This window comes from Sphingobacterium sp. JB170, from assembly GCF_900163865.1.
Lineage (GTDB): Bacteria > Bacteroidota > Bacteroidia > Sphingobacteriales > Sphingobacteriaceae > Sphingobacterium.
Genome location: NZ_FUKU01000071.1, coordinates 133,158 through 157,787 on the forward strand (window position 1 = coordinate 133,158; position 24,630 = coordinate 157,787).

At 40.0% G+C, this 24,630-nt stretch carries 39 protein-coding genes; 37 read left to right on the forward strand and 2 right to left on the reverse strand.

Annotated elements, in window-relative coordinates; translation table 11 throughout:
- Nucleotides 1-72 precede the first annotated feature (72 nt).
- From FM107_RS18700 to FM107_RS18880, 36 genes are all read left to right on the forward strand, one after another.
- The gene (locus FM107_RS18700) at nucleotides 73-1,239 is read left to right on the forward strand and encodes a serine hydrolase (protein ID WP_256959634.1); all 1,167 of its coding nucleotides are present in this window, start codon (nucleotides 73-75) and stop codon (nucleotides 1,237-1,239) included.
- Between the two features lie 15 nt (nucleotides 1,240-1,254).
- The gene (locus tag FM107_RS18705; RefSeq protein ID WP_086950000.1) at nucleotides 1,255-1,614 is read left to right on the forward strand and encodes a CoA-binding protein; all 360 of its coding nucleotides are present in this window, start codon (nucleotides 1,255-1,257) and stop codon (nucleotides 1,612-1,614) included.
- A 348-nt stretch (nucleotides 1,615-1,962) separates the two neighbouring features.
- Nucleotides 1,963-2,580: a 50S ribosomal protein L3 gene (gene rplC / locus FM107_RS18715; RefSeq protein ID WP_086950002.1), complete on the forward strand. Its 618-nt coding sequence runs from the start codon at nucleotides 1,963-1,965 to the stop codon at nucleotides 2,578-2,580.
- Between the two features lie 2 nt (nucleotides 2,581-2,582).
- A complete protein-coding gene (rplD, locus tag FM107_RS18720) occupies nucleotides 2,583-3,212 on the forward strand; it encodes a 50S ribosomal protein L4 (RefSeq protein ID WP_086950003.1) in 630 nt (209 codons plus the stop codon).
- Between the two features lies 1 nt (nucleotide 3,213).
- Nucleotides 3,214-3,504: a 50S ribosomal protein L23 gene (gene rplW / locus FM107_RS18725; RefSeq protein ID WP_086950004.1), complete on the forward strand. Its 291-nt coding sequence runs from the start codon at nucleotides 3,214-3,216 to the stop codon at nucleotides 3,502-3,504.
- A gap of 6 nt (nucleotides 3,505-3,510) precedes the next feature.
- Nucleotides 3,511-4,335 (forward strand): 50S ribosomal protein L2, encoded by an 825-nt coding sequence (gene rplB, locus FM107_RS18730; protein WP_086950005.1) that lies wholly within the window; start codon nucleotides 3,511-3,513, stop codon nucleotides 4,333-4,335.
- Complete coding sequence (gene rpsS, locus FM107_RS18735; RefSeq protein ID WP_037498931.1) at nucleotides 4,335-4,601, forward strand: 30S ribosomal protein S19; 267 nt, start codon at nucleotides 4,335-4,337, stop codon at nucleotides 4,599-4,601. Before rplB ends, rpsS begins: the two co-directional genes overlap by 1 nt.
- Nucleotides 4,602-4,608: 7 nt before the next feature.
- Nucleotides 4,609-5,046, forward strand: a complete 438-nt coding sequence (gene rplV, locus FM107_RS18740) for a 50S ribosomal protein L22 (protein WP_086950006.1) — start codon at nucleotides 4,609-4,611, stop codon at nucleotides 5,044-5,046.
- Between the two features lie 5 nt (nucleotides 5,047-5,051).
- The gene (gene rpsC / locus FM107_RS18745; RefSeq protein ID WP_086950007.1) at nucleotides 5,052-5,831 is read left to right on the forward strand and encodes a 30S ribosomal protein S3; all 780 of its coding nucleotides are present in this window, start codon (nucleotides 5,052-5,054) and stop codon (nucleotides 5,829-5,831) included.
- A 54-nt stretch (nucleotides 5,832-5,885) separates the two neighbouring features.
- Nucleotides 5,886-6,308, forward strand: coding sequence for a 50S ribosomal protein L16 (gene rplP, locus FM107_RS18750; protein ID WP_086950008.1), 423 nt, complete (start codon nucleotides 5,886-5,888; stop codon nucleotides 6,306-6,308).
- 93 nt (nucleotides 6,309-6,401) lie between these two features.
- A complete protein-coding gene (rpmC, locus tag FM107_RS18755; protein WP_086950009.1) occupies nucleotides 6,402-6,620 on the forward strand; it encodes a 50S ribosomal protein L29 in 219 nt (72 codons plus the stop codon).
- A gap of 13 nt (nucleotides 6,621-6,633) precedes the next feature.
- Nucleotides 6,634-6,888 (forward strand): 30S ribosomal protein S17, encoded by a 255-nt coding sequence (gene rpsQ, locus FM107_RS18760; protein WP_037498947.1) that lies wholly within the window; start codon nucleotides 6,634-6,636, stop codon nucleotides 6,886-6,888.
- A gap of 1 nt (nucleotide 6,889) precedes the next feature.
- On the forward strand, nucleotides 6,890-7,258 hold the full coding sequence (rplN, locus tag FM107_RS18765; protein WP_086950010.1) for a 50S ribosomal protein L14: 369 nt from the start codon (nucleotides 6,890-6,892) through the stop codon (nucleotides 7,256-7,258).
- A gap of 2 nt (nucleotides 7,259-7,260) precedes the next feature.
- Nucleotides 7,261-7,602, forward strand: coding sequence for a 50S ribosomal protein L24 (gene rplX, locus FM107_RS18770; RefSeq protein WP_086950011.1), 342 nt, complete (start codon nucleotides 7,261-7,263; stop codon nucleotides 7,600-7,602).
- A complete protein-coding gene (gene rplE, locus FM107_RS18775) occupies nucleotides 7,602-8,171 on the forward strand; it encodes a 50S ribosomal protein L5 (protein WP_086950012.1) in 570 nt (189 codons plus the stop codon). Before rplX ends, rplE begins: the two co-directional genes overlap by 1 nt.
- The gene (gene rpsN, locus FM107_RS18780) at nucleotides 8,164-8,433 is read left to right on the forward strand and encodes a 30S ribosomal protein S14 (protein WP_086950013.1); all 270 of its coding nucleotides are present in this window, start codon (nucleotides 8,164-8,166) and stop codon (nucleotides 8,431-8,433) included. The genes rplE and rpsN overlap by 8 nt, the downstream gene beginning before the upstream one ends.
- A gap of 137 nt (nucleotides 8,434-8,570) precedes the next feature.
- Nucleotides 8,571-8,972: a 30S ribosomal protein S8 gene (rpsH, locus tag FM107_RS18785; RefSeq protein WP_256959643.1), complete on the forward strand. Its 402-nt coding sequence runs from the start codon at nucleotides 8,571-8,573 to the stop codon at nucleotides 8,970-8,972.
- Nucleotides 8,973-8,995: 23 nt separating this feature from the next.
- The gene (gene rplF, locus FM107_RS18790; RefSeq protein WP_086950015.1) at nucleotides 8,996-9,550 is read left to right on the forward strand and encodes a 50S ribosomal protein L6; all 555 of its coding nucleotides are present in this window, start codon (nucleotides 8,996-8,998) and stop codon (nucleotides 9,548-9,550) included.
- A gap of 5 nt (nucleotides 9,551-9,555) precedes the next feature.
- Nucleotides 9,556-9,909, forward strand: a complete 354-nt coding sequence (rplR, locus tag FM107_RS18795) for a 50S ribosomal protein L18 (RefSeq protein WP_086950016.1) — start codon at nucleotides 9,556-9,558, stop codon at nucleotides 9,907-9,909.
- Nucleotides 9,910-9,935: 26 nt separating this feature from the next.
- Nucleotides 9,936-10,439, forward strand: a complete 504-nt coding sequence (rpsE, locus tag FM107_RS18800) for a 30S ribosomal protein S5 (RefSeq protein WP_306298673.1) — start codon at nucleotides 9,936-9,938, stop codon at nucleotides 10,437-10,439.
- Between the two features lie 5 nt (nucleotides 10,440-10,444).
- Nucleotides 10,445-10,624 carry a 50S ribosomal protein L30 gene (gene rpmD, locus FM107_RS18805; protein ID WP_086950018.1) on the forward strand — a complete coding sequence of 60 codons (180 nt, stop codon included), beginning with the start codon at nucleotides 10,445-10,447 and terminating at the stop codon, nucleotides 10,622-10,624.
- Nucleotides 10,625-10,735: 111 nt separating this feature from the next.
- Nucleotides 10,736-11,182: a 50S ribosomal protein L15 gene (gene rplO, locus FM107_RS18810; protein ID WP_086950019.1), complete on the forward strand. Its 447-nt coding sequence runs from the start codon at nucleotides 10,736-10,738 to the stop codon at nucleotides 11,180-11,182.
- Between the two features lie 6 nt (nucleotides 11,183-11,188).
- Nucleotides 11,189-12,535: a preprotein translocase subunit SecY gene (gene secY / locus FM107_RS18815; RefSeq protein ID WP_086950020.1), complete on the forward strand. Its 1,347-nt coding sequence runs from the start codon at nucleotides 11,189-11,191 to the stop codon at nucleotides 12,533-12,535.
- A gap of 5 nt (nucleotides 12,536-12,540) precedes the next feature.
- Nucleotides 12,541-13,323, forward strand: a complete 783-nt coding sequence (map, locus tag FM107_RS18820) for a type I methionyl aminopeptidase (protein WP_086950021.1) — start codon at nucleotides 12,541-12,543, stop codon at nucleotides 13,321-13,323.
- A gap of 75 nt (nucleotides 13,324-13,398) precedes the next feature.
- Nucleotides 13,399-13,617, forward strand: coding sequence for a translation initiation factor IF-1 (gene infA, locus FM107_RS18825; RefSeq protein ID WP_002997456.1), 219 nt, complete (start codon nucleotides 13,399-13,401; stop codon nucleotides 13,615-13,617).
- A gap of 47 nt (nucleotides 13,618-13,664) precedes the next feature.
- The gene (gene ykgO / locus FM107_RS18830) at nucleotides 13,665-13,781 is read left to right on the forward strand and encodes a type B 50S ribosomal protein L36 (protein ID WP_086950022.1); all 117 of its coding nucleotides are present in this window, start codon (nucleotides 13,665-13,667) and stop codon (nucleotides 13,779-13,781) included.
- Nucleotides 13,782-13,812: 31 nt separating this feature from the next.
- Complete coding sequence (gene rpsM / locus FM107_RS18835) at nucleotides 13,813-14,190, forward strand: 30S ribosomal protein S13 (protein ID WP_086950023.1); 378 nt, start codon at nucleotides 13,813-13,815, stop codon at nucleotides 14,188-14,190.
- Between the two features lie 10 nt (nucleotides 14,191-14,200).
- Entirely contained in the window at nucleotides 14,201-14,590 is a 390-nt protein-coding gene (gene rpsK, locus FM107_RS18840; protein ID WP_086950024.1) for a 30S ribosomal protein S11, read from the forward strand.
- 68 nt (nucleotides 14,591-14,658) lie between these two features.
- Complete coding sequence (gene rpsD / locus FM107_RS18845) at nucleotides 14,659-15,267, forward strand: 30S ribosomal protein S4 (RefSeq protein WP_086950025.1); 609 nt, start codon at nucleotides 14,659-14,661, stop codon at nucleotides 15,265-15,267.
- A gap of 89 nt (nucleotides 15,268-15,356) precedes the next feature.
- The gene (locus FM107_RS18850) at nucleotides 15,357-16,349 is read left to right on the forward strand and encodes a DNA-directed RNA polymerase subunit alpha (protein WP_086950026.1); all 993 of its coding nucleotides are present in this window, start codon (nucleotides 15,357-15,359) and stop codon (nucleotides 16,347-16,349) included.
- A gap of 97 nt (nucleotides 16,350-16,446) precedes the next feature.
- Entirely contained in the window at nucleotides 16,447-16,992 is a 546-nt protein-coding gene (rplQ, locus tag FM107_RS18855; RefSeq protein ID WP_086950027.1) for a 50S ribosomal protein L17, read from the forward strand.
- A 154-nt stretch (nucleotides 16,993-17,146) separates the two neighbouring features.
- Nucleotides 17,147-18,280, forward strand: coding sequence for an aspartate aminotransferase family protein (locus FM107_RS18860; protein ID WP_086950028.1), 1,134 nt, complete (start codon nucleotides 17,147-17,149; stop codon nucleotides 18,278-18,280).
- Between the two features lie 12 nt (nucleotides 18,281-18,292).
- The gene (locus FM107_RS18865; protein ID WP_086950029.1) at nucleotides 18,293-19,264 is read left to right on the forward strand and encodes an acetylornithine carbamoyltransferase; all 972 of its coding nucleotides are present in this window, start codon (nucleotides 18,293-18,295) and stop codon (nucleotides 19,262-19,264) included.
- A 10-nt stretch (nucleotides 19,265-19,274) separates the two neighbouring features.
- On the forward strand, nucleotides 19,275-20,069 hold the full coding sequence (gene argB / locus FM107_RS18870; protein WP_086950030.1) for an acetylglutamate kinase: 795 nt from the start codon (nucleotides 19,275-19,277) through the stop codon (nucleotides 20,067-20,069).
- Nucleotides 20,070-20,078: 9 nt separating this feature from the next.
- A complete protein-coding gene (gene proC, locus FM107_RS18875) occupies nucleotides 20,079-20,879 on the forward strand; it encodes a pyrroline-5-carboxylate reductase (protein WP_086950031.1) in 801 nt (266 codons plus the stop codon).
- Nucleotides 20,869-21,945 (forward strand): M20 family metallo-hydrolase, encoded by a 1,077-nt coding sequence (locus tag FM107_RS18880; RefSeq protein WP_373408006.1) that lies wholly within the window; start codon nucleotides 20,869-20,871, stop codon nucleotides 21,943-21,945. The genes proC and FM107_RS18880 overlap by 11 nt, the downstream gene beginning before the upstream one ends.
- Before the next feature lie 38 nt (nucleotides 21,946-21,983).
- Here FM107_RS18880 and FM107_RS18885 read toward each other — a convergent pair whose 3' ends face one another.
- The gene (locus FM107_RS18885) at nucleotides 21,984-22,454 is read right to left on the reverse strand and encodes an Lrp/AsnC ligand binding domain-containing protein (RefSeq protein WP_086950069.1); all 471 of its coding nucleotides are present in this window, start codon (nucleotides 22,452-22,454) and stop codon (nucleotides 21,984-21,986) included.
- Between the two features lie 407 nt (nucleotides 22,455-22,861).
- On the opposite strand from FM107_RS18885, the gene FM107_RS18890 reads away from it, so the two are divergent.
- Nucleotides 22,862-23,914, forward strand: coding sequence for a hypothetical protein (locus FM107_RS18890; RefSeq protein WP_086950033.1), 1,053 nt, complete (start codon nucleotides 22,862-22,864; stop codon nucleotides 23,912-23,914).
- On the opposite strand, the gene ruvC is transcribed toward FM107_RS18890, so the two are convergent.
- Entirely contained in the window at nucleotides 23,911-24,477 is a 567-nt protein-coding gene (gene ruvC, locus FM107_RS18895) for a crossover junction endodeoxyribonuclease RuvC (protein WP_086950034.1), read from the reverse strand. The genes FM107_RS18890 and ruvC overlap by 4 nt on opposite strands.
- Nucleotides 24,478-24,630 lie beyond the last annotated feature (153 nt).

Sequence of the window (24,630 nt, forward strand, 5' to 3'; positions counted from 1 at the left end):
AATATTATTTTGCCACAATCAACAAGAGTTTTATAGAATATTTGATTCCATATAGTGAGAGTACCTTATCATTTGACAATTATAGTTTTATTTTTAACAGTTTTAGGCTGCTCCTCGCCTGAAGCTAAACAAAAACGGATAGAGAAAGATCGAGCAGAGAAAGATAGTGTTTCTTTAGTTTATGATTCGACCAAGGCAAATAAGGAAATTGATGCTTTTATGCAGAAGCTTCATAAGAAGTCAGCCTTTAATGGTAATGTGCTTATCGCTAAGAAGGGAAAAATTATATACCAAAATACATTTGGTTGGGCGGATTACCTTCATAAAGATAGTTTGAAGATCACCTCGAAATTTGAACTAGCTTCGGTTTCAAAACCGCTCACATCGCTTGGGGTTCTCAAACTAATAGAAGATGGTAAATTGCAATACACACAAACCGTAAACGATTTCTTTCCTGATTTTCCATACCCAGGAGTTACTATCGATATGTTATTGAGCCATCGTAGTGGGTTGCCGAACTATGTTTATTTTTCAGAGGACAAGTGGCCCGATCGTAGTAAAGCAATGTCCAATATGGATGCTATGAATCTGCTGATCGAATTTAAGCCTGCGCGTTATGGTTCGCCCGGTGGCCGTTATCATTATAACAACTCTAATTTCATGGTTTTGGCATCGATAATTGAGAAGATTACAGGAAGCGATTTTGGCGTTTATATGAAGGAGACTATATTTGACCCGGCGGGGATGAAAAATACAGCGGTTCTTTCAAAGGCCGTCTATGAAACCATTCCAACAGATGTCGTGGGGCATGATAAAGTTTGGAGACGTTCTGTTGTACAGAACTACCTCGATGGGCCGGTAGGGGATAAGGGTATTTATAGTACTGTTCAGGATCTTTTCTTGTTAGATGCAGCGTTGAAGGATGAACGTATCGTGAAAAAATCCACGCTCGATTCGGCTTATGTGCCGCGTACAGATTCTAAAAACAGTACATTTGGGTACGGTTACGGGTGGCGAACCTTTTCCCCTAAAGATGCGCAGGTGGTGTATCACACGGGTTGGTGGCATGGTTTTCGAAATTTATATGTTCGGGATTTAACACACGATGTAACGATCGTATTATTATCCAATATGGCGAACGGGAGTTTGCTTAGACTGGACGAATTATACGAAATACTTGAAATACCAGTTTTACGAAAAAGTGCTTATAATGCCAATGGCGATTTTGTTGTCAATTAATTTTGATTAAAATTTATGAAAAAAACATTGATTCTTGGAGCAAGTACCAACCCAGCTCGGTACGCTTATTTGGTGGCAAATAAGTTGGTGCGCAAGGGATATCCTATTGTTAATGTGGGACGGAAAATTGGTAAGGTCGCCGGTGTAGAGATCGAACCTATGGGGACGCCACATCAGGATATTGATACGATCACCTTGTATGTTGGGCCGCAAAATCAGGCGCCCTATTTCGATTATATTCTCAATACACATCCCAAGCGCGTCATTTTTAATCCTGGGACTGAAAACCCCGAGTTATTAGCGAAGTTGGAAGAAAATGGCATTGAGGGGGTTGAAGCCTGTACATTGGTCATGCTAAATACTGGGCAATATTAGGGAAGTGTAGGCCGAATATATTTTGTTCGCCAGCCCGATTTATTAGCGTGAAACGCTTTGGAATGTCCGGGGTGTTTTGGTCGTATACCTGCGCTGTTTTTTGCACGTAAAAGGACGTTTTTCAGCGTGTCTTGTTTGTGTTGTTGCTAATAGATGTTGAAAATGTTTTCCTGTCTTTTTTTTGCGCCCGCAAATAAAGTCGATTTTCTGAATTTTAGATAAAAAATAATCGACTAACTGTTTGATACTTACAAAATTCTTCATACCTTTGCAATCCCTTATTGGGGAAATTGTGTCTTGAACGAAGCCCTACTGCTTCGATGGACTTTTAATTAATTTATTTATAACATGTCAGGAATTATTGGTAAAAAAGTAGGAATGACCAGCCTGTTCGATGCGGAAGGGAAGAATATTCCTTGTACAGTAATTGAGGCTGGGCCGTGCGTGGTAACGCAGATACGTACGGTAGAGAAGGATGGCTACGGAGCTGTTCAACTTGGCTATGACGATGCCAAGGAAAAGAACACTTCATCTCCTTTAAAAGGACACTTTGCAAAAGCAGGAGTGACTCCTAAGCGTAAGCTAGTTGAGTTCAAAACCTTCGAGGATGAGAAGCAACTAGGTGACACCGTGGATGTAACTATCTTCGAAGAGGGCGAGTACGTTGATGTAGTCGGAACTTCTAAAGGTAAGGGATTTCAAGGTGTAATGAAGCGTCACGGATTTGGTGGTGTAGGTGGTGCGACTCACGGTCAGCACAACAGATTACGCGCGCCGGGTTCATTAGGTGCTTCATCTTGGCCTTCACGTGTATTCAAAGGAATGCGCATGGCTGGTCGTACGGGTGGTGAGAAAGTAAAGATTCAAAACTTACAAGTTTTGAAAGTTTATTTAGATCAAAACCTTATTGTTGTTAGTGGTTCCATTCCGGGAGCTAAAGGTTCATATGTAATCGTAGACAAATAGAGATGGAAGTTAATGTATTAAATTTATCAGGTAAAGAAACAGGTGCCAAGGTGCAACTGCCTGAATCAGTATTTGGTGTAGAGCCTAACGACCATGCGATCTATTTGGATGTGAAACAATATCTAGCGAACCAACGCCAAGGAACTCACAAATCCAAACAACGTAATGAAATCGCGGGATCTACTCGTAAATTACACAAGCAAAAAGGGACAGGTGGTGCTCGTGCGGGTTCTATCAAATCTCCATTGTTCAATGGTGGTGGTCGTGTATTCGGTCCTCAACCACGTGACTACAGCTTCAAATTGAATAAGAAATTAAAGCAAGTAGCACGTAAATCAGCGTTAAGTTATAAAGCAAAAGAAAACAATATCGTGGTTATCGATACGGTAGATTTTGACTCGATCAAGACCAAAAACTACATTGCTTTAGTTGACGCATTAAATGTTGCTGATGAGAAAACTTTATTGGTTTTACCAGCATACAATAACAATGTTTATTTATCAAGCAGAAACTTGAAGAAAGCAAAAGTAATCGCAGCTTCAGATTTAAACACATATGATGTGTTGAACGCAACGAAACTTTTGTTGACTGCAGATTCTGTTAAAACTTTGGAGGAGGCATTCGCTAAGTAATATGGAAATTATCAAAAAACCTATTTTAACTGAGAAAGCTTCAATCTTAACGGAAAAATTGAACCGTTACGCTTTCAAGGTAGATCACAGAGCTAATAAAATCCAAATCAAACTAGCTGTTGAGGAAATGTTTGGTGTTACTGTAGTTGCTGTTAATACAGCGGTTGTTGCAGGTAAAACTAAAAGCCGTCACACTAAAGCTGGGTTTGTTTCTGGAAGAAGCCCTAAGTATAAAAAAGCCATCATCACGGTGAAAGATGGCGAAACAATTGACTTTTACACTACACTATAATAAGAAATGGCAGTTAAAAGATTCAAACCGGTCACCCCTGGTACTCGTTTTAGAGTTGATGCTGATTATTCAGACGTTACAACTAACGTTCCTGAGAAATCCTTAGTAACAAGCATCAAAAAGTCAGGCGGTCGTAATAATACCGGTAAAATGACTATGCGTTATCTCGGTGGGGGACATAAAAAATCATACCGATTAATAGATTTCAAACGCGATAAAAAAGATATCCCCGCAAAAGTAGCTACAATTGAGTACGATCCTAACCGTACTGCACGTATTGCTTTATTGCACTACGCTGATGGTGAAAAACGTTACATCATTGCTCCGGCAGGATTAACAGTAGGTCAAACTGTGATCGCAGGTGATCACGTAGCTCCAGAAGTTGGTAATACTTTACCACTAGCAAACATTCCTTTAGGTTCGATCATTCATAACATTGAATTGAACCCAGGCCAAGGAGGTTCAATTGCACGTTCCGCTGGAACATATGCGCAATTGTCTGCACGTGATGGTAAATATGCTATTATCAAATTGCCTTCAAGTGAGACCCGTATGATCTTATTAACTTGTGTTGCAACAATCGGTTCGGTATCGAACTCGCAAAGAGCAAATCAAGTAATGGGTAAAGCAGGTCGCAACCGTTGGGCTGGTCGTCGTCCACGCGTTCGTGGTGTAGCTATGAACCCAGTCGATCACCCTATGGGTGGTGGTGAAGGTCGTACTTCAGGAGGACAGCCTCGTTCACGCACAGGTTTATTAGCTAAAGGCTACAAAACGCGTTACAAGAAGAAAACATCGAATCGTTACATCATTGAGAGAAGGAAAAAATAATGGCTCGTTCAATAAAAAAAGGTCCTTATATCGATCACAACTTAGAGAGAAAAGTTCTTTCTATGAATGAAACAAACAAAAAATCAGTTATCAAAACATGGTCTCGTAGATCTATGATTTCACCTGATTTTGTTGGTCATACCTTCGCGGTGCACAATGGGAATAAATTTATCCCTGTTTATGTAACAGAAAATATGGTTGGTCACAAGCTTGGTGAATTTGCGCCTACGCGTACTTTCAAAGGCCACGCAGAAAAGAAAAAATAATTAGGTAATGGAAGCAACAAAGAAACTTAAAAAGTCTGTCCTTATCAGACAGCGTAAAGAGCAGGAAAAAGCTCAAGTAGGAGGAGCTTCTACGGCCAAGTTATTGAACTGCCCTACATCGCCTCGTAAGATGCGCCTTGTAGTGGATCTTATCCGTGGCGAGAAAGTGGAAAATGCTCTTTACATCCTTAAACACACAGGGAAAGAAGCAGCTATCCGTGTTGAAAAATTGTTATTATCAGCAATTAAAAACTGGGAAGCTAAGAATGAAGGTGCTTCATTAGAAGACAGCTCTTTATATGTAAAAGAGGTTTCTGTTGGTGGCGGTCGTCAATTGAAAAGATTACGTCCGGCTCCGCAAGGCCGTGGTTATAGAATTCGTAAACGTTCTAACCATGTAACTTTGGTAGTAGATACTTTAAACAACGTAACAGTTAATTTATAATTAGAATGGGACAAAAAGCAAATCCAATAGGTAGCAGATTAGGTATCATCAAAGGATGGGATTCTAATTGGTTCGGAGGCAACAACTATTCTGATAAGTTAGTTGAAGACGAAAAAATAAGAAAATACCTTTCTGTTCGTATTGCAAAAGGTGGTGTAGCGAAAGTTGTTATTGAAAGAACTTTAAAACGCATCACGGTAACGATTCACACCGCGCGTCCGGGTATCGTAATCGGTAAAGGTGGTCAAGAAGTTGACAAGATTAAAGAAGAATTGAAGAAACTGACTAAAAAGGATGTTCAAATCAATATTTTCGAAATCAAACGACCTGAGCTCGATGCGAAGTTGGTAGCGGAAGGAATCGCGAAACAATTAGAAGCACGTATTTCATTCCGTCGCGCAATGAAGACCTCTATTGCGTCTACAATGCGTATGGGTGCTGAAGGTATTAAGGTTATGTGTTCTGGCCGTCTTGGTGGTGCTGAGATGGCGCGTACTGAGCAGTATAAAGAAGGAAGAACTCCTTTGCATACTTTACGTGCAGACATTGACTATGCATTAGCAGAAGCTTTGACTACTTACGGTAAAATTGGTGTGAAAGTGTGGATATGTAAAGGTGAAGTTTACGGCAAACGTGATCTATCTCCGAACATTGGTCAAACTTCAAACACTAAATCTCGTGGTGGAAGCGAGGCCGGAGATCGTCGTGGGGACCGTGACAACCGCAAAGGTGGTCGTGGTGGAAACCGTGGTGGAAACCGTGGCGGTGGAGCTAGAAAAGGTTAATTAATTTTTAAGATTGAAATTTATCTGTTTTAAACAGATTTTAATAATACGAACATGTTACAGCCAAAAAGAACGAAGTTCAGAAAGATGCAAAAAGGCCGCATGAAAGGTAACGCTTCTCGTGGAGTGGAGTTAGCTTTCGGTTCTTTCGGTATCAAGTCAATGGAGCCAGCATGGATCACTAGTCGTCAAATCGAGGCGGCACGTATTGCCGTAACTCGTTTTATGAAACGTGAAGGTCAAGTGTGGATCCGTGTTTTCCCTGACAAACCTGTTACCAAAAAACCTGCAGAGGTGCGTATGGGTAAAGGTAAGGGTGCTCCTGAATACTGGGTTGCAGTAGTACGCCCAGGCCGTATGTTATTTGAAGCAGAAGGTGTACCTTTGGAAGTTGCCAAAGAAGCACTACGTTTAGCTGCTCAAAAATTACCGGTACAAACGAAGTTTGTTATACGTAGAGATTACGTAGAAGCATAAAACCGTTGGTAATGTCAATAGTTGAGCCTTGTGGCCGTTACCTACAAGGCTCTGTATAACTTATTTGATAACCCAATACAACACTGAAATAAAATGAAATATTCAGAAATCATCGAATTATCACAAGAGGATTTAACAGCCCGTCTTAAGGAAGAGAAGGCTGCTCTTAACAAATTGAAATTTGCACACGCTGTTTCTGCTATTGAAAACCCTAACGTAATCAAAGCAGCACGCAAATCTATCGCTCGTTTGACTACAGAAGTTACCAAGCGTAGAAATGCTCAAAAATCGGAAACAGCCTCTGAGGCATAAACGCAAAGTCGAAATGGAAAGAAAATTAAGAAAAACAAGAATCGGCTTGGTAGTTAGCAACAAGATGGACAAGTCTATCGTAGTTACGGTTGAACGTAAAGTGAAACACCCGATCTATGGTAAGTTCGTCAAAAAAACTACTAAATTTAAAGCTCATGACGAAACTAATACCTGCGGTATCGGCGATACGGTATTAATTATGGAGACTCGTCCGCTGAGTAAGACAAAGAACTGGAGATTGGTAGAAATTTTAGAAAGGGCTAAATAAGATGTTACAACAGGAATCAAGACTAAATGTAGCCGACAACTCAGGAGCTAAAGAAGTTTTAGTAATCCGCGTGTTAGGCGGTACGCGTAAGCGTTATGCATCTATCGGTGATAAGATCGTTGTTACCGTAAAAAGCGCTTTACCTTCAGGGAATGTAAAAAAAGGTACTGTATCAAAAGCAGTCGTTGTTCGCACGAAGAAAGAGATTCGTCGTAAAGATGGTTCTTATATTCGTTTTGATGACAATGCTGCAGTATTATTAAATAATAACGATGAACCACGTGGAACACGTATTTTTGGGCCAGTGGCTCGTGAGTTACGTGAGAAGCAGTTCATGAAAATCGTATCACTAGCACCGGAGGTTTTATAATTATGGCACAGAAAACAATTACAACTCACAAGATCAAAATAAAAAAAGGTGATTTAGTGAAAGTTATCGCTGGAAACTCGAAAGGTGTTCAAGGAAAAGTATTGCAAGTTTTAGTTGACGCTAATAGAGCAGTCGTTGAAGGCGCTAACATCGTTAAAAAACACACTAAACCAAGTGCAGCTAATCCTAATGGTGGTATCATCGAGAAAGAAGCTGCGATCAACATCTCTAATTTAGCTTTAATCGATGCTAAGACGGGTGATACTACTCGAATTGGTCGTAAAGTTAATGCAGATGGCAAAATAGTTCGTTACGCAAAAAAATCAGGGGAGGAAATTAAATAATGACTTACGTACCAAGATTGAAGGCGAGATATACGGAGGAGATCCGTACAGCGCTTAAAGATAAATTCCAGTATAAAAGCATTATGCAAGTTCCTAAACTGGAGAAAATTGTAGTATCTCAAGGGGTAGGTGCAGCAACGGCTGATAAGAAATTAATTGATAATGCAGTTTCTGAATTAACATTAATTACAGGTCAGCAAGCAGTACCAACGAAATCGAAAAAAGATATCTCTAATTTTAAATTACGTAAAGGAATGCCTATTGGTGCTCGTGTAACTTTACGTGATAACATGATGTATGAATTCTTAGATCGTTTGATTTCCGTTTCTTTGCCGCGTATTCGTGACTTCCGAGGTATTAACGACAAAAGTTTTGACGGTAGAGGTAACTACAACTTAGGTGTTACTGAACAAATTATCTTCCCGGAGATTAATATTGACAAAATCAATAAAATCCAAGGTATGGATATTACTTTTGTAACTACTGCTGGAAACGATGTTGAGGCTTTAGAGTTATTAAAGCAATTCGGTTTACCATTCAAAAATCAAAACCCAAACAACAATGGCTAAAGAAGGAATAAAAGCACGTGAAGTTAAGCGTCAAAAATTAGTCGCTAAATTTGCAGACAAACGTGCAGCGTTAAAAGCAGCAGGTGATTATGCTGCTTTAGATAAATTACCTAAAAATGCTTCTCCAGTACGTTTACACAACCGTTGTAAATTGACTGGTCGTCCTAAAGGATATATGCGTCAATTTGGTATCTCTCGTGTAACTTTTCGTGAGATGGCATTAGATGGCAAAATCCCGGGAGTGACAAAAGCTTCTTGGTAATCGAGAAAAAAATATTACTTTTGCCCGGATAAACCCCACAAGGGTTTATCGGGTTTTTTAGTATATGAATCACTTTTAACAGACAGTAGGTCCAGAACTTAGGTTAGTTTGGGAAACCATTGTCCTAATTTTTATTAATAATGAATACAGATCCAATAGCGGATTACCTTACACGAGTAAGGAATGCCATTAAGGCCAACCACAGGGTTGTTGAAATTCCTGCATCGAACCTTAAAAAAGAGATCACGAGAGTTCTTTTTGACAAAGGTTATATTGCTAATTACAAATTTGAAGAAAATGGTCCTCAGGGGAACATAAAGATTGCTTTGAAATACAATGCAGTTAGCAAAATTCCGGCTATTCGCACTTTGACGCGTGTGAGTAAACCTGGTTTAAGAAAGTATGCAAATATTGACAACATGCCTCGTGTTTTAAATGGTTTAGGTATTGCTATCTTGTCAACTTCTAAAGGAGTTATGACAGATAAAGAAGCTAAACTACAGAACGTAGGTGGTGAGGTTTTATGTTACGTTTATTAATCTAGGTAAAAAACACAGAAGAAATGTCAAGAATTGGAAAAGCCCCTATCGCTATTCCTTCGGGAGTAACGATTGCCGTATCAGATAAAAATCTGGTTACAGTGAAAGGACCAAAGGGCGAGTTAACACAACAAGTAGATCGCGATATCACTGTTAAACAAGAAGACGGTAATATCGTAGTATCACGTTCTACGGAACAAAAGAAACATAAAGCTTTACATGGTTTGTACCGCTCGTTAATCAATAACATGGTTGTTGGTGTAACAGAGGGTTATAAGACTACTCAGGAGCTGGTCGGTGTGGGTTACCGTGCTACAAACACAGGTAATACATTAGAACTTACTTTAGGATTCTCTCACCCGATTGTTTTTGTTTTGCCAAAGGAAATTAAAGTAACAACAACTTCTGAAAAAGGTAAAAGCCCAACGATTATATTGGAGTCAGCTGACAAGCAATTAGTCGGTCAGGTAGCTGCAAAAATCCGTGGCTTCCGTAAACCAGAGCCGTACAAAGGTAAAGGTGTTAAGTTTGCGGGTGAAGTATTGAGAAGAAAAGCAGGTAAATCAGCTAAAAAATAATAGCCATGGCAGGAAATAAAACAAATCGCAGAGAGCGAATCAAAAAAGGAATAAGAAAGAACCTGACTGGATCCGTTGAACGTCCACGGTTATCGGTTTTTAGAAGCAATAAAGGAATTTACGCACAACTTATTGATGATACAACAGGTAAGACTATTGTTTCAGCATCTTCAATTTCGAAAGATTTTGCGGGTTCAGGAAACAAAGTTGAACAATCAAAAGCTGTAGGTAAATTGGTTGCTGAAAAAGCAGTAGCAGCAGGCATTAACAAAGTAGTTTTTGACCGTAATGGGTACTTATACCATGGCCGTGTGAAATCATTGGCTGAAGGTGCTCGCGAGGGCGGTTTAGACTTTTAATCAAGAAAAACATGGCAACAAGCAATATAAAAAGAGTAAAATCAAGCGAAATCGAACTTAAAGATCGCTTAGTAAGCATCCAACGAGTAGCGAAAGTAACTAAAGGTGGTCGTACTTTTAGTTTTTCGGCGATCGTTATCGTTGGTGATGAAAACGGGATTGTAGGTTACGGTTTAGGTAAAGCTAAAGAAGTTACCGAAGCAATTACTAAAGGAATTGATGATGCGAAAAAGAACTTGATTAAAGTTCCTATCATCAATGGTACTGTTCCTCATGAACAACACGGGAAATTCTCCGGTGGTCGTGTTTTAGTTAAACCGGCAGTTGGTGGTACAGGAGTACTTGCAGGTGGTGCAATGCGTGCGGTATTAGAAAGTGCAGGTATTAAGGATGTATTAGCGAAATCACTCGGCTCGTCGAACCCACATAACGTGGTAAAAGCGACTATTGATGCGTTAGTAAAGCTTCGTGACGCCTATACTGTTGCGCAAAACCGCGGAGTCGATTTAAATAAAGTATTTAACGGTTAATTATCATGGCAAAAATTAAAATCACCCAGATAAAGAGCGTTATCGACAGAAGCGAGCGCCAAAAGAAAACTATTGAGGCATTAGGGTTGAAACGTATTAATCACTCAATAGAAGTTGAAGCTACACCTGCCATTATTGGTATGGTAAGAAAAGTGAATCACTTGGTAGCAATCGAGACTATTTAATATTACAATGGAAAGGGTCGTGAGACACTTTCCATTCCCTTTATTATTTATATTTTTAATCGTTACGACCTGTTTAGTGAGAGCGAAGGCGTAACACAATCTTAAAACAAAATGAATTTAAGTAGTTTAAGACCAGCAAAAGGTTCGGTAAAAAACAAGAAACGTATCGGTAGAGGTCAGGGGTCTGGTCGCGGTGGTACTTCCACTCGTGGTCACAAAGGTGCTGGTTCTCGTTCAGGGCATTCTACAAAGATCGGTTTTGAAGGTGGTCAAATGCCTTTACAACGCCGTGTGCCTAAGTTTGGATTCAAAAATATTAACCGTGTGGAGTATGTCGGTGTAAACTTAGATGTACTTTCTGGCTTAATTGAGAAAAACAATCTTACCGCTGTAGATTTTGATACCCTGAAAACTCATGGTTTAGTTTCTAAGAACGATGTAGTTAAGATTCTAGGTCGTGGCGAGTTTTCTGCAAAAGTAGAAGTGAAAGCGCATGCTTTTTCTGCGTCTGCACAAAAGGCTATCGAAGCTGCAGGTGGGTCTATCGTAAAACTTTAAAATTACATGAAGAAACTAATCACAACCTTAACCAATATATGGAAAATTGAAGAGCTACGTAATCGTATTATTACGACTTTACTGCTTCTTCTAATATACCGTATCGGATGTCACGTGGTTTTACCAGGTGTTAATCCAGATGCGTTAGCGGCAGGCAAAAGTACCGAAGGAAATAGCATCGTTGATCTAATTAACATGTTTGCCGGAGGTTCTTTCTCTCGTTCAGCAATTTTTGCTTTAGGAGTTATGCCTTACATTTCTGCATCGATCGTTGTTCAGTTATTGGGGATAGCGGTTCCTGCATTTCAGAAAATGCAAAAAGAAGGCGAATCTGGTCGTAAGAAAATGACCCAGATCACGCGTTATTTGACATTGGCAATTACGTTAGTTCAAGCGGTGGCTTATGTGAAAACACAAGTTCCTGCGGAAGCAAAAACTATCGCTGAGCCTCTGTTTACAGTTCTTTCTGCAATTGTATTGACAGCAGGTACCTTGTTTGTGATGTGGCTTGGTGAAAAAATTACGGATAAAGGTATTGGTAACGGTATTTCGCTTATTATCATGGTAGGTATCATTGCGCAGTTGCCTGCAGGGCTTGTTGCGGAATGGGGATCTCGCATGAGCCCAAGTGGTGGTGGTCCGATTCCATTATTGTTGGAATTTGTTGCTTTATTCTTTGTTGTTATTTTCAGTATTCTTGTCGTACAAGGTATCCGTAAGGTTCCTGTACAATATGCAAAGAAAATTGTGGGCAACAAACAGGTTGGTGGTGTACGACAGTATATCCCCTTAAAAGTGAATGCAGCGGGTGTAATGCCGATCATCTTTGCGCAGGCAATAATGTTCTTGCCAATGGCGTTATCTCAGTTTTTTCCAAATTTACAGTCTGAGTTTTTAGCTTCTTTAAGTAATTATACATCGTTGGCATATAATGTCACATTCGGTGTTCTTATTATTGCCTTTACATTTTTCTACACCGCTATCATGGTGAATCCGCAACAGATGTCGGAGGATATGAAAAAGAACGGTGGATTTATTCCGGGAATTAAACCGGGTTATGATACCAATCTTTTCATTGATAATGTGATTTCACGGATCACTTTCCCAGGAGCTATCTTTATTGCGATTATCGCAATTTTACCTGCTATTGCAAGTATGGCTGGCGTAAACAATCAATTTGCGCATTTCTATGGCGGAACTTCATTATTGATTTTAGTTGGTGTAGTGCTTGACACACTTCAACAAATTGAAAGTCACTTATTGATGCGTCACTATGACGGATTGATGAAGACTGGGCGTGTTAAAGGACGTTCAACAGCGTCTGTAGAAGGTGTTGATCAATCAGTGATTTAATATTAATGTCCAAAGTTTATTATAAAACAGAAGAGCAAATCGAGCAAATACGAGAGTCAGCAGATGTACTCTCGTTGTTGCTCGGTGAGATTGCAAAAGCTATTAAGCCTGGTATTACCACACTTTCGCTCGATAAATTAGCTTATGATTTTATTCATGACCACGGCGGTACGCCAGCGTTTTTGAATTATCATGGTTTCCCATTTTCTTTATGTATTTCTGTAAATGATCAGATCGTCCACGGTTTTCCAAGTGATTACGTTATAAAGGAAGGCGATCTCGTATCGGTTGATGGGGGCGTTGATTTAAAAGGATTTATAAGTGATTCAGCGTACACCTTTGGTGTTGGTGAGATTAGTACCGAAGCGCAACAACTTTTGGATGTCACTAAAGAATCTCTTTTTAAAGGGGTGGAGCAAGCTGTTGCTGGCAAACGAGTAGGTGATATTGCATCTGCCGTTCAGGAACATGTGAGTCCCTTTAATTATGGAATAGTGAGGGAGTTGGTCGGTCATGGTGTTGGTTTATATCTACATGAGAAGCCGGAAGTTCCCAACTATGGGAAACGTGGATCAGGACCTAAACTAGAAGAAGGATTAGTTATTTGTATTGAACCGATGATTAACGCCGGTAAAGCTGGAGTCAAGTTTTGGGACGATGGTTGGACCGTCAGTACGGTTGACGGAAAGTTGTCTGCGCATTTCGAGCAAATGGTGGCAATTCGTAAAGGAAAACCAGATGTACTTTTGACCTTCGAACACGTAGAGAAAGTTTTGAGTAAAAAGTAATTGGATTTCAATGATTTTTATTTATCTTTGCACTCCTGTTTATACAGGCTAAAGACGTAATTTAAGTTAAAATATATGGCTAAACAAGCCTCGATAGAACAAGACGGTATAATTCGGGAAGCGCTTTCAAACGCTATGTTCCGAGTAGAATTAGAGAATGGACACGAGATCATCGCGCACATCTCTGGTAAAATGCGTATGCATTATATTAAGATTCTTCCTGGGGATAAAGTTAAGTTGGAAATGTCTCCCTATGATTTAACAAAGGGTAGGATTACGTATCGTTATAAGTAGGCGAGCCATACTCTTTATTTTAATTAGCTTTTAAAAATATTACTACAATGAAAGTAAGAGCATCAATAAAAAAACGCAGCACGGATTGTAAGATCATCCGTCGCAAAGGAAAGGTTTTTGTTATCAACAAAAAGAACCCTAAGTTTAAACAACGTCAGGGCTAGTATTTAATTCACACAATCGCTAAAGTATTATATGGCAAGGATATCAGGTATAGATTTACCTAAAAACAAAAGAGGCGTAATAGGCCTTACCTATATTTTCGGTGTTGGGCGTTCTACCGCTGCTTATATCTTGGAAAAAGCAGGAATCAGCGAAGACGTTAAAGTATCAGAATGGAACGATGAACAACTAGCTGCTATTCGTACCATTATCAACGACGAAGTAAAAGTAGAAGGCGCTTTACGCTCAGAAGTTCAATTGAACATTAAGCGTTTAATGGACATTGGATGTTACCGTGGTTTACGTCACCGTAAACATTTACCAGTTCGTGGACAACGTACGAAAAACAATTCACGTACACGTAAGGGTAAACGTAAGACAGTTGCAAACAAGAAAAAAGCTACTAAATAATAATTAAGAAATGGCTAAAAGTAAAAAGGTTACTAAAAAGCGTATTGTTGTTATTGAGCCTGTAGGTCAAGCTCATATCAACGCTACCTTTAACAACATCATCGTTACTTTAACGAACAATCAAGGGCAGACTATCTCTTGGTCTTCAGCAGGTAAAATGGGTTTTAGAGGTTCGAAAAAGAACACCCCATACGCGGCTTCTCAAGCAGCGAATGACTGTGGTAAAGTGGCTCATGATTTAGGATTACGTAAAGTTGAGGTTTTTGTAAAAGGACCAGGATCAGGACGTGAATCTGCAATCCGTACATTACAAACAGTTGGGATTGATGTAACGACAATAAAGGATATTACTCCACTTCCGCACAACGGTTGTCGTCCTCCGAAACGCAGAAGAGTTTAATAACAGAATTGTTTTAAGATAAGATTCATCAGCTATAGGTTGATAGATACTTCAAACAGAAAGAAAAAATGGCAAGATATACAGGACCTAAGTCCAAAATAGCTCGTAAATTCAGGGAACCAATTTTTGGCCCAGATAAAGCACTAGAGAAAAAGAATTATCCTCCTGGACAACATGGTCCTTCAAGAAGAAGAGGAAAACAATCTGAATTCGCGATTCAGTTGTTAGAAAAACAAAAAGCAAAATACACGTATGGTGTATTAGAACGTCAATTTCGTATTTTATTCGGAAAGGCATCTGCTAAACAAGGTGTTACTGGTGAGAACTTCTTGAGATTATTAGAAGCTCGTTTAGATAACGTTGTATACCGTTTAGGCATTGCTACAACACGCGCTGCTGCTCGTCAGTTAGTATCACACAAACATATTACTGTTAACGGTAATGTCGTTAACATTCCATCATATAGCCTACGTCCTGGTGACGTAGTTGAAGTACGCGAGCGTTCTAAGTCTCTTGAAGCAATTAGTGCTTCAGTAGAAGGTAGAAGAATCAACAAATTTGGTTGGTTAGAATGGGACGCTAACGAGTTGCGTGGAACGTTTGTTACTTTCCCTGAAAGATCAGATATTCCCGAAAACATTAAAGAGAATTTAATTGTAGAGTTGTACTCTAAATAATAATTAATAGAAGTAAGTATGGTTCTAATCGACCGTACTTACTTTTGTTATATTTTATGTTATTAATAAAAACTTTTAAAAAGAAATAAATGGCAATTTTAGCATTTCAAAGACCGGATAAAGTTATCATGCAAAAATCGACTGATTTTGATGGTACATTCGAATTTCGTCCATTAGAGCCAGGTTTTGGTGTAACTATTGGTAATGCTTTGCGCCGTATTTTATTGTCCTCACTGGAAGGATATGCAATTACGTCGATAAGGTTTTCAGGCGTTTCGCACGAATTCTCCACTATCAAAGGTGTTGTTGAAGATGTTACAGAGATCATTCTTAACTTGAAACAAGTACGTTTCAAGAAAACCGGAGATCAAGGTGATAATGAAAAGATCTTTGTTGTGATCAACGGTCAAGGACAATTCAAAGCAGGTGATATTACTAAGTTCTCTAATAACTTTACTGTGTTGAACCCCGATTTTGTTATTTGTAATATGGATACCTCCGTTACAATTGAGGTTGAATTGGCAGTAGCTAAAGGACGTGGTTATGTTAATGCTGAAGAAAATAAAGTTACTGATGGCCCCGTAGGTTTTATTGCAGTTGATTCAATCTATACGCCGATTAAGAATGTAAAATATAGTATCGAAAATTATCGTGTGGAACAAAAGACTGACTACGAGAAATTGTTGTTAGATATTTCTACAGATGGTTCTATTCACCCTGAAGAAGCACTAAAAGAAGCTGCGAAGATTTTGATACAACATTTCATGTTGTTCTCTGATGAAAATATGTTGCTCGAATCGCAGACAAAAGAAGAAACTAAAGTTGTTGATGAAGAAATTTTACACATGCGTAAGATTTTGAAAACGGAATTAGTTGATCTTGATCTTTCTGTTCGTGCATTGAACTGTTTAAAAGCTGCCGATATCCGTACTTTAGCAGAATTAGTCACATACGATGTAGCTGACATGTTGAAGTTCCGTAACTTCGGGAAGAAGTCGTTGAGCGAGATTCAAGAGCTTGTTAAATCGAAAGGTTTATCATTCGGTATGAATTTGTCTAAATATAAGTTAGACGAAGAATAAAATAGTAAAATTTTAATATATAGCGACCTGTTGCATAATTCCCCGCACAAGAAAATAAACTAATTGCGGACGGTATGCACAAAAACTAAGAACAAAAATGAGACACGGAAAAAAATTTAACCACTTAGGCCGCACTGACAGTCACCGTAAGGCGATGTTAGCTAATATGGCGACTTCATTAATCAAACACAAACGCGTTACGACAACGTTAGCAAAAGCAAAAGCGTTACGTACGTATGTTGAACCTTTGATTACGAAATCAAAAGACGATACAACGCACTCACGTCGTACAGTTTTCGCTTATCTTAAAGATAAAGATGCTGTTTCGATTTTATTTCGTGAAATATCTGAAAAAGTAGCAACTCGTCCGGGTGGTTATACTCGTATCATTAAGCTGGAAAATCGGTTAGGTGATAATGCAGAGATGGCGTTTATCGAGCTAGTAGATTACAACGAAATCTACGGTAAAAAAGCTGAAGTTGAGAAGAAATCAACACGACGTCGCGGTGGCTCGAAAAAGAAAGCTACTGAGACTGTTGCGGCTGAGGCTACAGAAGTGGTGAAAGAAGAGGTAGATGCTCCTGCAGCTGAAGAAACACCAGCTACAGATGCACCTGCAACGGAAGATAAGAAAGAAGATTAATTTTTCTGCTCGCTTAAGAATTATAAACCTCGGCATACTTGCCGAGGTTTTTTTGTGAATTTTCTTCTTGTATATTCCGTATTTAGTTAGTTAATTGAGACATGTCTTGGTTATATTTGTACACAGGGTTTCCCACTAAACTATATTTATTTTAATGGACTTATTTAATGTTTATCCTATAAATCCCATCAATATTGTTAAGGCTCAAGGCTCAACCGTTTGGGATAATGATGGTAATGAGTATCTTGATCTTTATGGCGGTCATGCTGTTATTTCGATAGGTCATACACACCCCCACTATGTGGAGCGGTTAACTGAACAGTTAAACAATATTGGGTTTTATTCGAATTCGATCGAGATTCCTATTCAACATGAGTTTGCGAAGAAATTGGGCGAAGTAACGGGCAAAAGCGCCTATTCTCTGTTTTTATGTAACTCCGGTGCGGAAGCAAATGAAAACGCATTCAAGTTAGCGTCTTTTTACAATAACCGGAAGAAGATTATAGCCTTCACGAAGGCATTTCATGGTCGTACGTCGCTTGCTGTAAGTGCGACCGATAACCCAGGAATCATCGCACCAGTTAATGAAACGAATAATGTGGTGTTTCTTCCCTTCAATGATGAGCAAGCGTTAACAAACGCCTTTAATGAGTTTGGTTCGGAGATTTCATCAGTAATTATCGAGGGCATTCAGGGTGTCGGTGGTATTCGTGAAGCGTCTGTTTCTTTTTTGAAATTAATCCGCTCGTTGTGCGATTCCTCCGGGGCCGTGTTTATTGCCGATTCGGTCCAGTGTGGTTACGGAAGAACAGGAGATTTTTATTCGCATGATTACGCGGGCGTATCGGCCGATATTTATACGATGGCCAAGGGCATGGGAAATGGGTTTCCGGTTGCAGGGATCTCGATTGCACCTAGGTTTGTAGCGACATACGGGATGTTAGGGACAACCTTTGGCGGAAATCACCTTGCTTGCGCCGCTGGTATTGCTGTGCTTGATGTAATCCAGCAAGATAATTTGTTGGATAATGCGCGCACCGTGGGAGCGTATCTGATTTCCGAGTTGCGTAAGTTTGATAAAGTCATAGAAGTGCGTGGTAGGGGATTGATGATTGGTATTGAGCTGCCCGAAGAGCTAACATCTGTTAAGAAAGACCTATTGTTTAAAGACCGGATCTTTACGGGGGAAGCAAAACCAAGTGTGATTCGTATTTTGCCAGCACTGAATATTACCAAGTCAATAGCAGATAGATTTTTAACAGCTTTCGATGGAAGATTGAAGGCTTAACTCGTTTATAAAATGAAGAAATTTTTTTCCGTTTCGGATGTCGACGATTTGACCAGTATTGTTGATGAAGCACTTGCTTTGAAGTCCTCACCCTATGCGCTACAAGCATTAGGTAAAAATAGAACGCTCGGACTCGTGTTTTTGAATCCGAGCCTTCGCACGCGTTTAAGTACACAAAAGGCGGCGCTAAATCTAGGAATGAATGTTATGGTGCTCAATATGGATAAAGAAGGTTGGGCGCTGGAGACCCGGGATGGGGTTATTATGGATGGTACCACGGTTGAACATATTCGTGAAGCTGCGGCCGTGATGGGGGAATATTGTGATATTCTGGGACTGCGCTCTTTTCCAAGTTTGAAGGACAAGCAAGCTGATTATACAGAAGATCTTTTTAATAAATTCGTCAGATTTTGTGGCGTACCTGTTGTTTCGCTTGAGAGCGCAACCCGACATCCACTTCAAAGTTTAACCGATCTTATCACCATCTCCGAACATAAAAATGTTGAAAAGCCTAAGGTTGTACTAGCATGGGCGCCACATGTAAAGGCGCTTCCTCAAGCGGTACCTAATTCGTTTGCGGAGTGGATGTCGAAGGCACAGGAGCAAGGTCTTGTTGACTTTACAATTGCGCACCCTCAGGGTTATGAACTCAGCGAGGAATTTACGAATGGCGCAAACATTACGCATGATTTGGATGGGGCGTTAACTGGTGCTGATTTTGTGTACGTGAAAAATTGGTCTTCTTTTCATGAGTATGGGAAGGTCTATCCGGTGAGTACTAATTGGATGCTCGATAACGAGAAGCTCGGTTTGACAAATAATGCTAAAGTGATGCACTGCTTACCTGTACGTCGTGATTTAGAACTCTCCTCGGAGATACTCGATGGCCCGAATTCCTTAGTCATCAAAGAGGCGAGCAACCGGGTGTGGGCTGCGCAAACTGTATTAAAGCGTATGTTACAGAAATTGGATACATTAAAATAGAAATTCACGAATGAGTAGTGTATTGCATATAATTAAAATTGGTGGAAACGTTATTGACAGTCCCAATAACCTAGATGATTTTTTGGAAAAATTTTCGGCATTACAAGGAAAAAAGATACTCGTGCATGGTGGCGGAAAGATTGCTACGCGTATCGCTTCACGCCTCGGTATTGAAGCACAAATGGTTGAAGGACGACGGGTAACCGATGAGAAAATGCTTGAGGTCGTTACGATGGTGTATGCAGGTCTAACCAATAAGACTGTGGTCGCCAAGCTTCAAATGTTCGGGTGTGACGCGATTGGTTTGAGTGGGGCGGATGCAAATACAATCAAAGCAATTCGGCGACCTGCACGGGAAGTTGATTACGGTTTTGTGGGTGATATTCTTGCCGATTCTGTAAATGTGTTAAGCATAAAGAGGATTTTAGAATCCGGATTGACACCCGTATTTTCTGCTATCACACATAATGGTCTTGGGCAATTGCTTAACACAAATGCCGATACCATCGCTTCCTCTCTAGCCATAGCGTTATCCAAAACCTTCGAAACGAGATTGATATATTGTTTCGAAAAAAATGGTGTGCTGCGAGATGTGGAGGACGATAATTCTGTAATCCGCTCGATCAAACTTGGGGAGTTCGAAGATTTAAAAGGTGCGGGCGTGATATATGAAGGTATGATACCAAAATTGGAAAATGCGTTTTACGCTATTGGTAAAGGTGTTAAAAATGTATATATTGGTAAAGCCGTAAACCTACATAAGTACCAGCAGGGAGAATTTGGCACTTGTTTATTATCAACGTAGAATAGACTCATGAGTAAAATAGCAATAATCGGCAGCGGAAATATTGGTTTATCGCTTGGTAAAGGTTTAGTTAAGTCGGAACAATACGCCGCGCAGGAAATCATCCTGACACGGCGTAATCTTGCTTTGCTTCAGCATGAAGCGAGACTCGGATTTCAAGTTGGTGATAATAATTCGCAAGCCGTTTTGGCATCGGATATTGTTGTTTTAGCGGTGCTCCCCCAGCAACTAAAGCGTGTTTTGGACGAAATCAAAGGGTCTTTGAATGACCAGCAGATAATAGTATCTGTCGTGTCGGGAGTTACTTGTGAAGATATTCGAAATGTAATCGGAGAAGAAATGCAGGTTGTTCGGGCGATGCCGAACACAGCGATCGTCATCGGGCAGTCGATGACCTGTATTGCTACGGACCTAGCGTCAACGGAAGCGGTTTCGAGTGTCGTAAAGCTTTTTGAATCGGTAGGATCAGTAGTTGTTATTCAAGAGGATTTGATGACATCCGCGACGGCACTTTGCGCGTGCGGAATCGCTTTTTTTCTACGGGCAATACGCGCAGCGTCTCAAGGCGGGGTAGAAATCGGATTTCATGCGCATGATGCACTTAAGATGGCGGTACAAACAGCAAAAGGAGCGGCAGATTTACTTTTGCAAACGTCCAGTCATCCTGAGCATGAAATTGATAAAGTAACCTCCCCAAAAGGATGCACCATTGCAGGCTTGAATGAAATGGAACATCACGGCTTTAGCTCTGCGTTCATAAAAGGGATTAAGCTATCCGCTAAAAAGGCTGGAGGGTTGTATGATGAATGATAAACTCGCGGATTTAATTGACGCGGGAACCTCGTTATTACAAGAACTTATTCGAATCCCCTCGTTCAGCCGAGAAGAAAATGGCACCGCAGATTTGTTGTGCCATTTTCTTCAGCAGCGTGGCGTCGAAGTTCATCGTTATGGAAATAACGTTTGGGCATACAATAAATATAAAGATGACCTTAAGCCTTGTGTTCTGCTAAATTCGCATCACGATACGGTAAAGCCGAATGCAGGGTACACGAAGGATCCTTTTGAGCCTATTCTAGAAGACGGTAAATTATTTGGGCTTGGTAGTAATGATGCCGGAGGCTGTTTGGTTGCCCTGATTTCTGCGTTCTTATATTTTTATGACCAGGAGGATTTAGCCTACAATATTTGTTTTTTAGCATCTGCCGAAGAAGAGGTTTCTGGGAAAAATGGAATAGAAGAGGCCTATAAGCACATTGGAGAGATGTCTTTTGCCATTGTAGGCGAACCTACGTTGTTGGATTTGGCGGTGGCGGAAAAGGGATTGATGGTACTTGACTGTACGGTTAGGGGCGTGTCTGGTCATGCTGCGCGCGACGAGGGTGAAAACGCGATCTACAAAGCCATGGAGGCAATTGAATGGTTTAAGACGTTTGAGTTTCCAAAAGAATCAACCCATTTGGGACCAGTCAAAATGTCGGTGACGCTAGTTCAAGCAGGTACGCAACATAATGTTGTTCCTGACGTGTGTACTTTTGTCGTTGATGTAAGAACAACGGATGTGTATAGCAATTTAGAGGTTTTAGAAATGGTAAAAGCGCACGTTGAGGTTCACGTCGATGTCGCTCCGCGCTCTACCAGACTGAATCCGTCGTCTATTGATTTATTGCATCCTATCGTTCTGTCGGGGTTGGCTTTGGGCGCGCGTACCTATGGGAGTCCCACAATGAGCGATCAGGCACTGTTGCCAATTCCTTCCATTAAAGTAGGGCCGGGTGACTCTTCGAGATCACATACCGCGGATGAGTTCATCTATCTGAAGGAAATAGACAAAGGCGTTCGGTTTTATGTTGAATTGCTCAAAAAAATAATATAGAAACTAAAAAAGGACGCTCGAGCGTCCTTTTTTAGTTTCTATAGAGTAATTTGCCGTTTTATACTCTCTTCAAGCGAAATTATCGTCTCGGTGCGCTGAATCCCAGTCAAGGCTTGGATATCTTCGTTTAACACTTTACGTAAATGTGCCGTATCGCGACAGACTATCTTCGCAAACATACTGTATTGTCCCGTGCAATAGTGTAATTCTACCACTTCGTTGATTTTTTGAAGCTGCTTAACCGCATCAATGTATTGAGAGCCCTTCTCTAAATAGATTCCCAAGAACGCTGTAATATCGAAACCTACCTTTTGTGGGTTAATAATAAGCTCCGAACCTTTGATTATACCTAGTTCTTCCATTTTTTTCATGCGAACGTGGATGGTTCCGCCTGAAACTATGAGTTTTTTGGCTATTTCGGTGTATGGAATTGATGCGTTTTCCATTAATGTAGATAAAATCTGAATATCTAGATTGTCTAAGTCGTAATTTGAGTATTTTTTATCCATAAATTTTGTATTTATTAGTTTTTTTTGAGTGTTTGTTTGTAAAATATGTAAAAATGTATAAAAATGTTGTAAAAAAACTGATAATTTGTATATTTGTAGTAGCAAAAAGAGAAAAACGTTTGTTTTTTTTTGCTACTACAAATATGTACTCCCTCAAATAACATAGGTTTATAATTGGTTAGCGTAGAAGTTCCTCTCCCCGGGGAGCTTCTTCCTTTTATACGCATTTTTACAACAAATCATTTTTGTATGTTAATTTTAATTATTTTGTAAAAATACTAAGTATTTTTCGGATAATATTGTGTTTTTTGTAATATCTTGTGTGATTTTTGAAATTGTTGTATTTCGGTTGGTTATTCTGTGCTTTTTTTGCTGCGCAGTTTTTTTGATTCCGTATATTTACGGAAATGGATTTAAAAGAAATAGACGACGTTCGGATTTCGCGTAAAAAGCCGATTTACCCGGTAGCGGCGGGATTAACAAAATACTTACGTATTTATCAACGTGACGCTAAATTACCGATATGTTATTCGGATCTTTTAAATTTTTCCGAAACGGTTCCCGTAATGGATAAGGACGGCAATGATACCTATTGGGAAACACCACTTTATCCACCACATCTTCAGGATAATCTTTACGAAGGGCTCAAGGTAGTCTATGCCGTGCTGAAAGCTTCAGGGAATATACGTGTAGTTGAGCATAAGGTTATTGATCGTATTGAATATTGTGCTTTCGGGAATACTAAGCCCTTCCGTGTGCGTATTATTAATAGGCTTAATGACGTATATGATTATTTTTATATTAAACGGGCAGATGCCTCTCGGATTTACGGTTTAGAGCTCGAGGAAATATTATCGCCCAATCAAGTCAATTATCTGGTTGATCGATCAACCTTGGTCGAGGAACATATCGTCGGTATTCCAGGCGATGTCTTTGTAAAAAATGGTCTTCTAACACCGGAATATAATCACACGCGTGTGGCCAAAGAATTTGTGAAATTTAATGAGCGCTGTATCATCTCATTACTTGGTGACATGAGGGCCTATAATTTTGTTATGCAAATTACACCTGACTTCGATGATTTTCAGTTTCGTATTCGTGCAATTGATTTCGATCAACAATTTTATGAGGGGAATCCCCGTGTGTATATGCCACAATATTTTAAGGAGAATTTTCCACTAGTAAAACTTGCGATGGATCATCTCAATGAAAAAACGGTGCGCCAGTATCAACAAGAAGAACGATCATCTATTGTGCACCGAGTGCGGAGCGAGCGGCACCGGATCAGAGACCTTCGAGATGCGTCCAAGTTACAGGTACTTTCGACCCCGGAGAATATTAAACAACTTCGTGAAGGGTACGGTTCATTTTTTAATGATCAGGCTTATTTAAAATGCGAATCGATGACCGATATTGTGGAGTTGAACGTAAAAAATGTTATTCGCCAAGTGAAACTCTAGCGAATTCTCTTTTCATTGTCCTTGGCGAACGCTTCCCACCCCGAGTACGATTTTGAGGATGTAGTGGCCGTGTTTTGCTGAAACGCGTGACAAACTGCAACAGCAAGTCCGTCGGTTGCATCAAGAAACTCAGGGCTCTCTTTGAAACCTAAAATTGTCTTCAACATCGCGGCGACCTGTTCTTTGCTCGCTGAACCGTTTCCTGTTACCGATTGTTTTATTTTTTTTGGCGAATACTCGAAAATCGGGATATCGTAGTTTAGCGCCGCTGCCATAGCAACACCCTGTGCCCGCCCTAATTTCAGCATAACTTGTATGTTTTTTCCATAAAAGGGCGCTTCTAATGCAACAAAATCTGGATTGTACTCTTGTACGAGTGCGGAAGTTTTTTTGAAAATACGCTGCAATTTAAGACCGTGATCGGTGAGATGCCCCATTTTAACAACGCCTAAAGTTATCAATGAGAGTTTTTGGCCAACTTGCTTGATAATCCCGTAGCCCATAATTACCGTTCCCGGGTCGATACCTAAAATTATTCGTTCTTTCGCCTTTTCTCGTTCCATGGTACAATATTACGATTTTAATTGTACTTGTCTCTGGATTATGCTATTGAAGAAATGCTTGCTTGCGTGCAAAAGATAATCTCGAAATGCAGGCTTATTTTATCGAATGTAATCCGATATAATTTTGCTCGAGTTCGTAGATTAACCGTCGGG

Coding starts and splice junctions, on each gene's coding strand:
- rpsM (WP_086950023.1), top strand. CDS start 13,813: ATGGCAAGGATATCAGGTATAGATTTACCTAAAAACAAAAGAGGCGTA.
- FM107_RS18885 (WP_086950069.1), bottom strand. CDS start 22,454: ATGGATAAAAAATACTCAAATTACGACTTAGACAATCTAGATATTCAG.
- rplD (WP_086950003.1), top strand. CDS start 2,583: ATGGAAGTTAATGTATTAAATTTATCAGGTAAAGAAACAGGTGCCAAG.
- rpsN (WP_086950013.1), top strand. CDS start 8,164: ATGGCTAAAGAAGGAATAAAAGCACGTGAAGTTAAGCGTCAAAAATTA.
- infA (WP_002997456.1), top strand. CDS start 13,399: ATGGCTAAACAAGCCTCGATAGAACAAGACGGTATAATTCGGGAAGCG.
- argB (WP_086950030.1), top strand. CDS start 19,275: ATGAGTAGTGTATTGCATATAATTAAAATTGGTGGAAACGTTATTGAC.
- rplF (WP_086950015.1), top strand. CDS start 8,996: ATGTCAAGAATTGGAAAAGCCCCTATCGCTATTCCTTCGGGAGTAACG.
- rplP (WP_086950008.1), top strand. CDS start 5,886: ATGTTACAGCCAAAAAGAACGAAGTTCAGAAAGATGCAAAAAGGCCGC.
- FM107_RS18850 (WP_086950026.1), top strand. CDS start 15,357: ATGGCAATTTTAGCATTTCAAAGACCGGATAAAGTTATCATGCAAAAA.
- rpsQ (WP_037498947.1), top strand. CDS start 6,634: ATGGAAAGAAAATTAAGAAAAACAAGAATCGGCTTGGTAGTTAGCAAC.
- rpsD (WP_086950025.1), top strand. CDS start 14,659: ATGGCAAGATATACAGGACCTAAGTCCAAAATAGCTCGTAAATTCAGG.
- FM107_RS18880 (WP_373408006.1), top strand. CDS start 20,869: ATGATGAATGATAAACTCGCGGATTTAATTGACGCGGGAACCTCGTTA.
- map (WP_086950021.1), top strand. CDS start 12,541: ATGTCCAAAGTTTATTATAAAACAGAAGAGCAAATCGAGCAAATACGA.
- rplN (WP_086950010.1), top strand. CDS start 6,890: ATGTTACAACAGGAATCAAGACTAAATGTAGCCGACAACTCAGGAGCT.
- rpsS (WP_037498931.1), top strand. CDS start 4,335: ATGGCTCGTTCAATAAAAAAAGGTCCTTATATCGATCACAACTTAGAG.
- ruvC (WP_086950034.1), bottom strand. CDS start 24,477: ATGGAACGAGAAAAGGCGAAAGAACGAATAATTTTAGGTATCGACCCG.
- rplW (WP_086950004.1), top strand. CDS start 3,214: ATGGAAATTATCAAAAAACCTATTTTAACTGAGAAAGCTTCAATCTTA.
- rplV (WP_086950006.1), top strand. CDS start 4,609: ATGGAAGCAACAAAGAAACTTAAAAAGTCTGTCCTTATCAGACAGCGT.
- rpsK (WP_086950024.1), top strand. CDS start 14,201: ATGGCTAAAAGTAAAAAGGTTACTAAAAAGCGTATTGTTGTTATTGAG.
- FM107_RS18860 (WP_086950028.1), top strand. CDS start 17,147: ATGGACTTATTTAATGTTTATCCTATAAATCCCATCAATATTGTTAAG.
- rpmC (WP_086950009.1), top strand. CDS start 6,402: ATGAAATATTCAGAAATCATCGAATTATCACAAGAGGATTTAACAGCC.
- FM107_RS18705 (WP_086950000.1), top strand. CDS start 1,255: ATGAAAAAAACATTGATTCTTGGAGCAAGTACCAACCCAGCTCGGTAC.
- rplO (WP_086950019.1), top strand. CDS start 10,736: ATGAATTTAAGTAGTTTAAGACCAGCAAAAGGTTCGGTAAAAAACAAG.
- rplE (WP_086950012.1), top strand. CDS start 7,602: ATGACTTACGTACCAAGATTGAAGGCGAGATATACGGAGGAGATCCGT.
- proC (WP_086950031.1), top strand. CDS start 20,079: ATGAGTAAAATAGCAATAATCGGCAGCGGAAATATTGGTTTATCGCTT.
- ykgO (WP_086950022.1), top strand. CDS start 13,665: ATGAAAGTAAGAGCATCAATAAAAAAACGCAGCACGGATTGTAAGATC.
- rpmD (WP_086950018.1), top strand. CDS start 10,445: ATGGCAAAAATTAAAATCACCCAGATAAAGAGCGTTATCGACAGAAGC.
- FM107_RS18890 (WP_086950033.1), top strand. CDS start 22,862: ATGGATTTAAAAGAAATAGACGACGTTCGGATTTCGCGTAAAAAGCCG.
- rplX (WP_086950011.1), top strand. CDS start 7,261: ATGGCACAGAAAACAATTACAACTCACAAGATCAAAATAAAAAAAGGT.
- FM107_RS18865 (WP_086950029.1), top strand. CDS start 18,293: ATGAAGAAATTTTTTTCCGTTTCGGATGTCGACGATTTGACCAGTATT.
- rplB (WP_086950005.1), top strand. CDS start 3,511: ATGGCAGTTAAAAGATTCAAACCGGTCACCCCTGGTACTCGTTTTAGA.
- rplQ (WP_086950027.1), top strand. CDS start 16,447: ATGAGACACGGAAAAAAATTTAACCACTTAGGCCGCACTGACAGTCAC.
- rplR (WP_086950016.1), top strand. CDS start 9,556: ATGGCAGGAAATAAAACAAATCGCAGAGAGCGAATCAAAAAAGGAATA.
- secY (WP_086950020.1), top strand. CDS start 11,189: ATGAAGAAACTAATCACAACCTTAACCAATATATGGAAAATTGAAGAG.
- rplC (WP_086950002.1), top strand. CDS start 1,963: ATGTCAGGAATTATTGGTAAAAAAGTAGGAATGACCAGCCTGTTCGAT.
- rpsC (WP_086950007.1), top strand. CDS start 5,052: ATGGGACAAAAAGCAAATCCAATAGGTAGCAGATTAGGTATCATCAAA.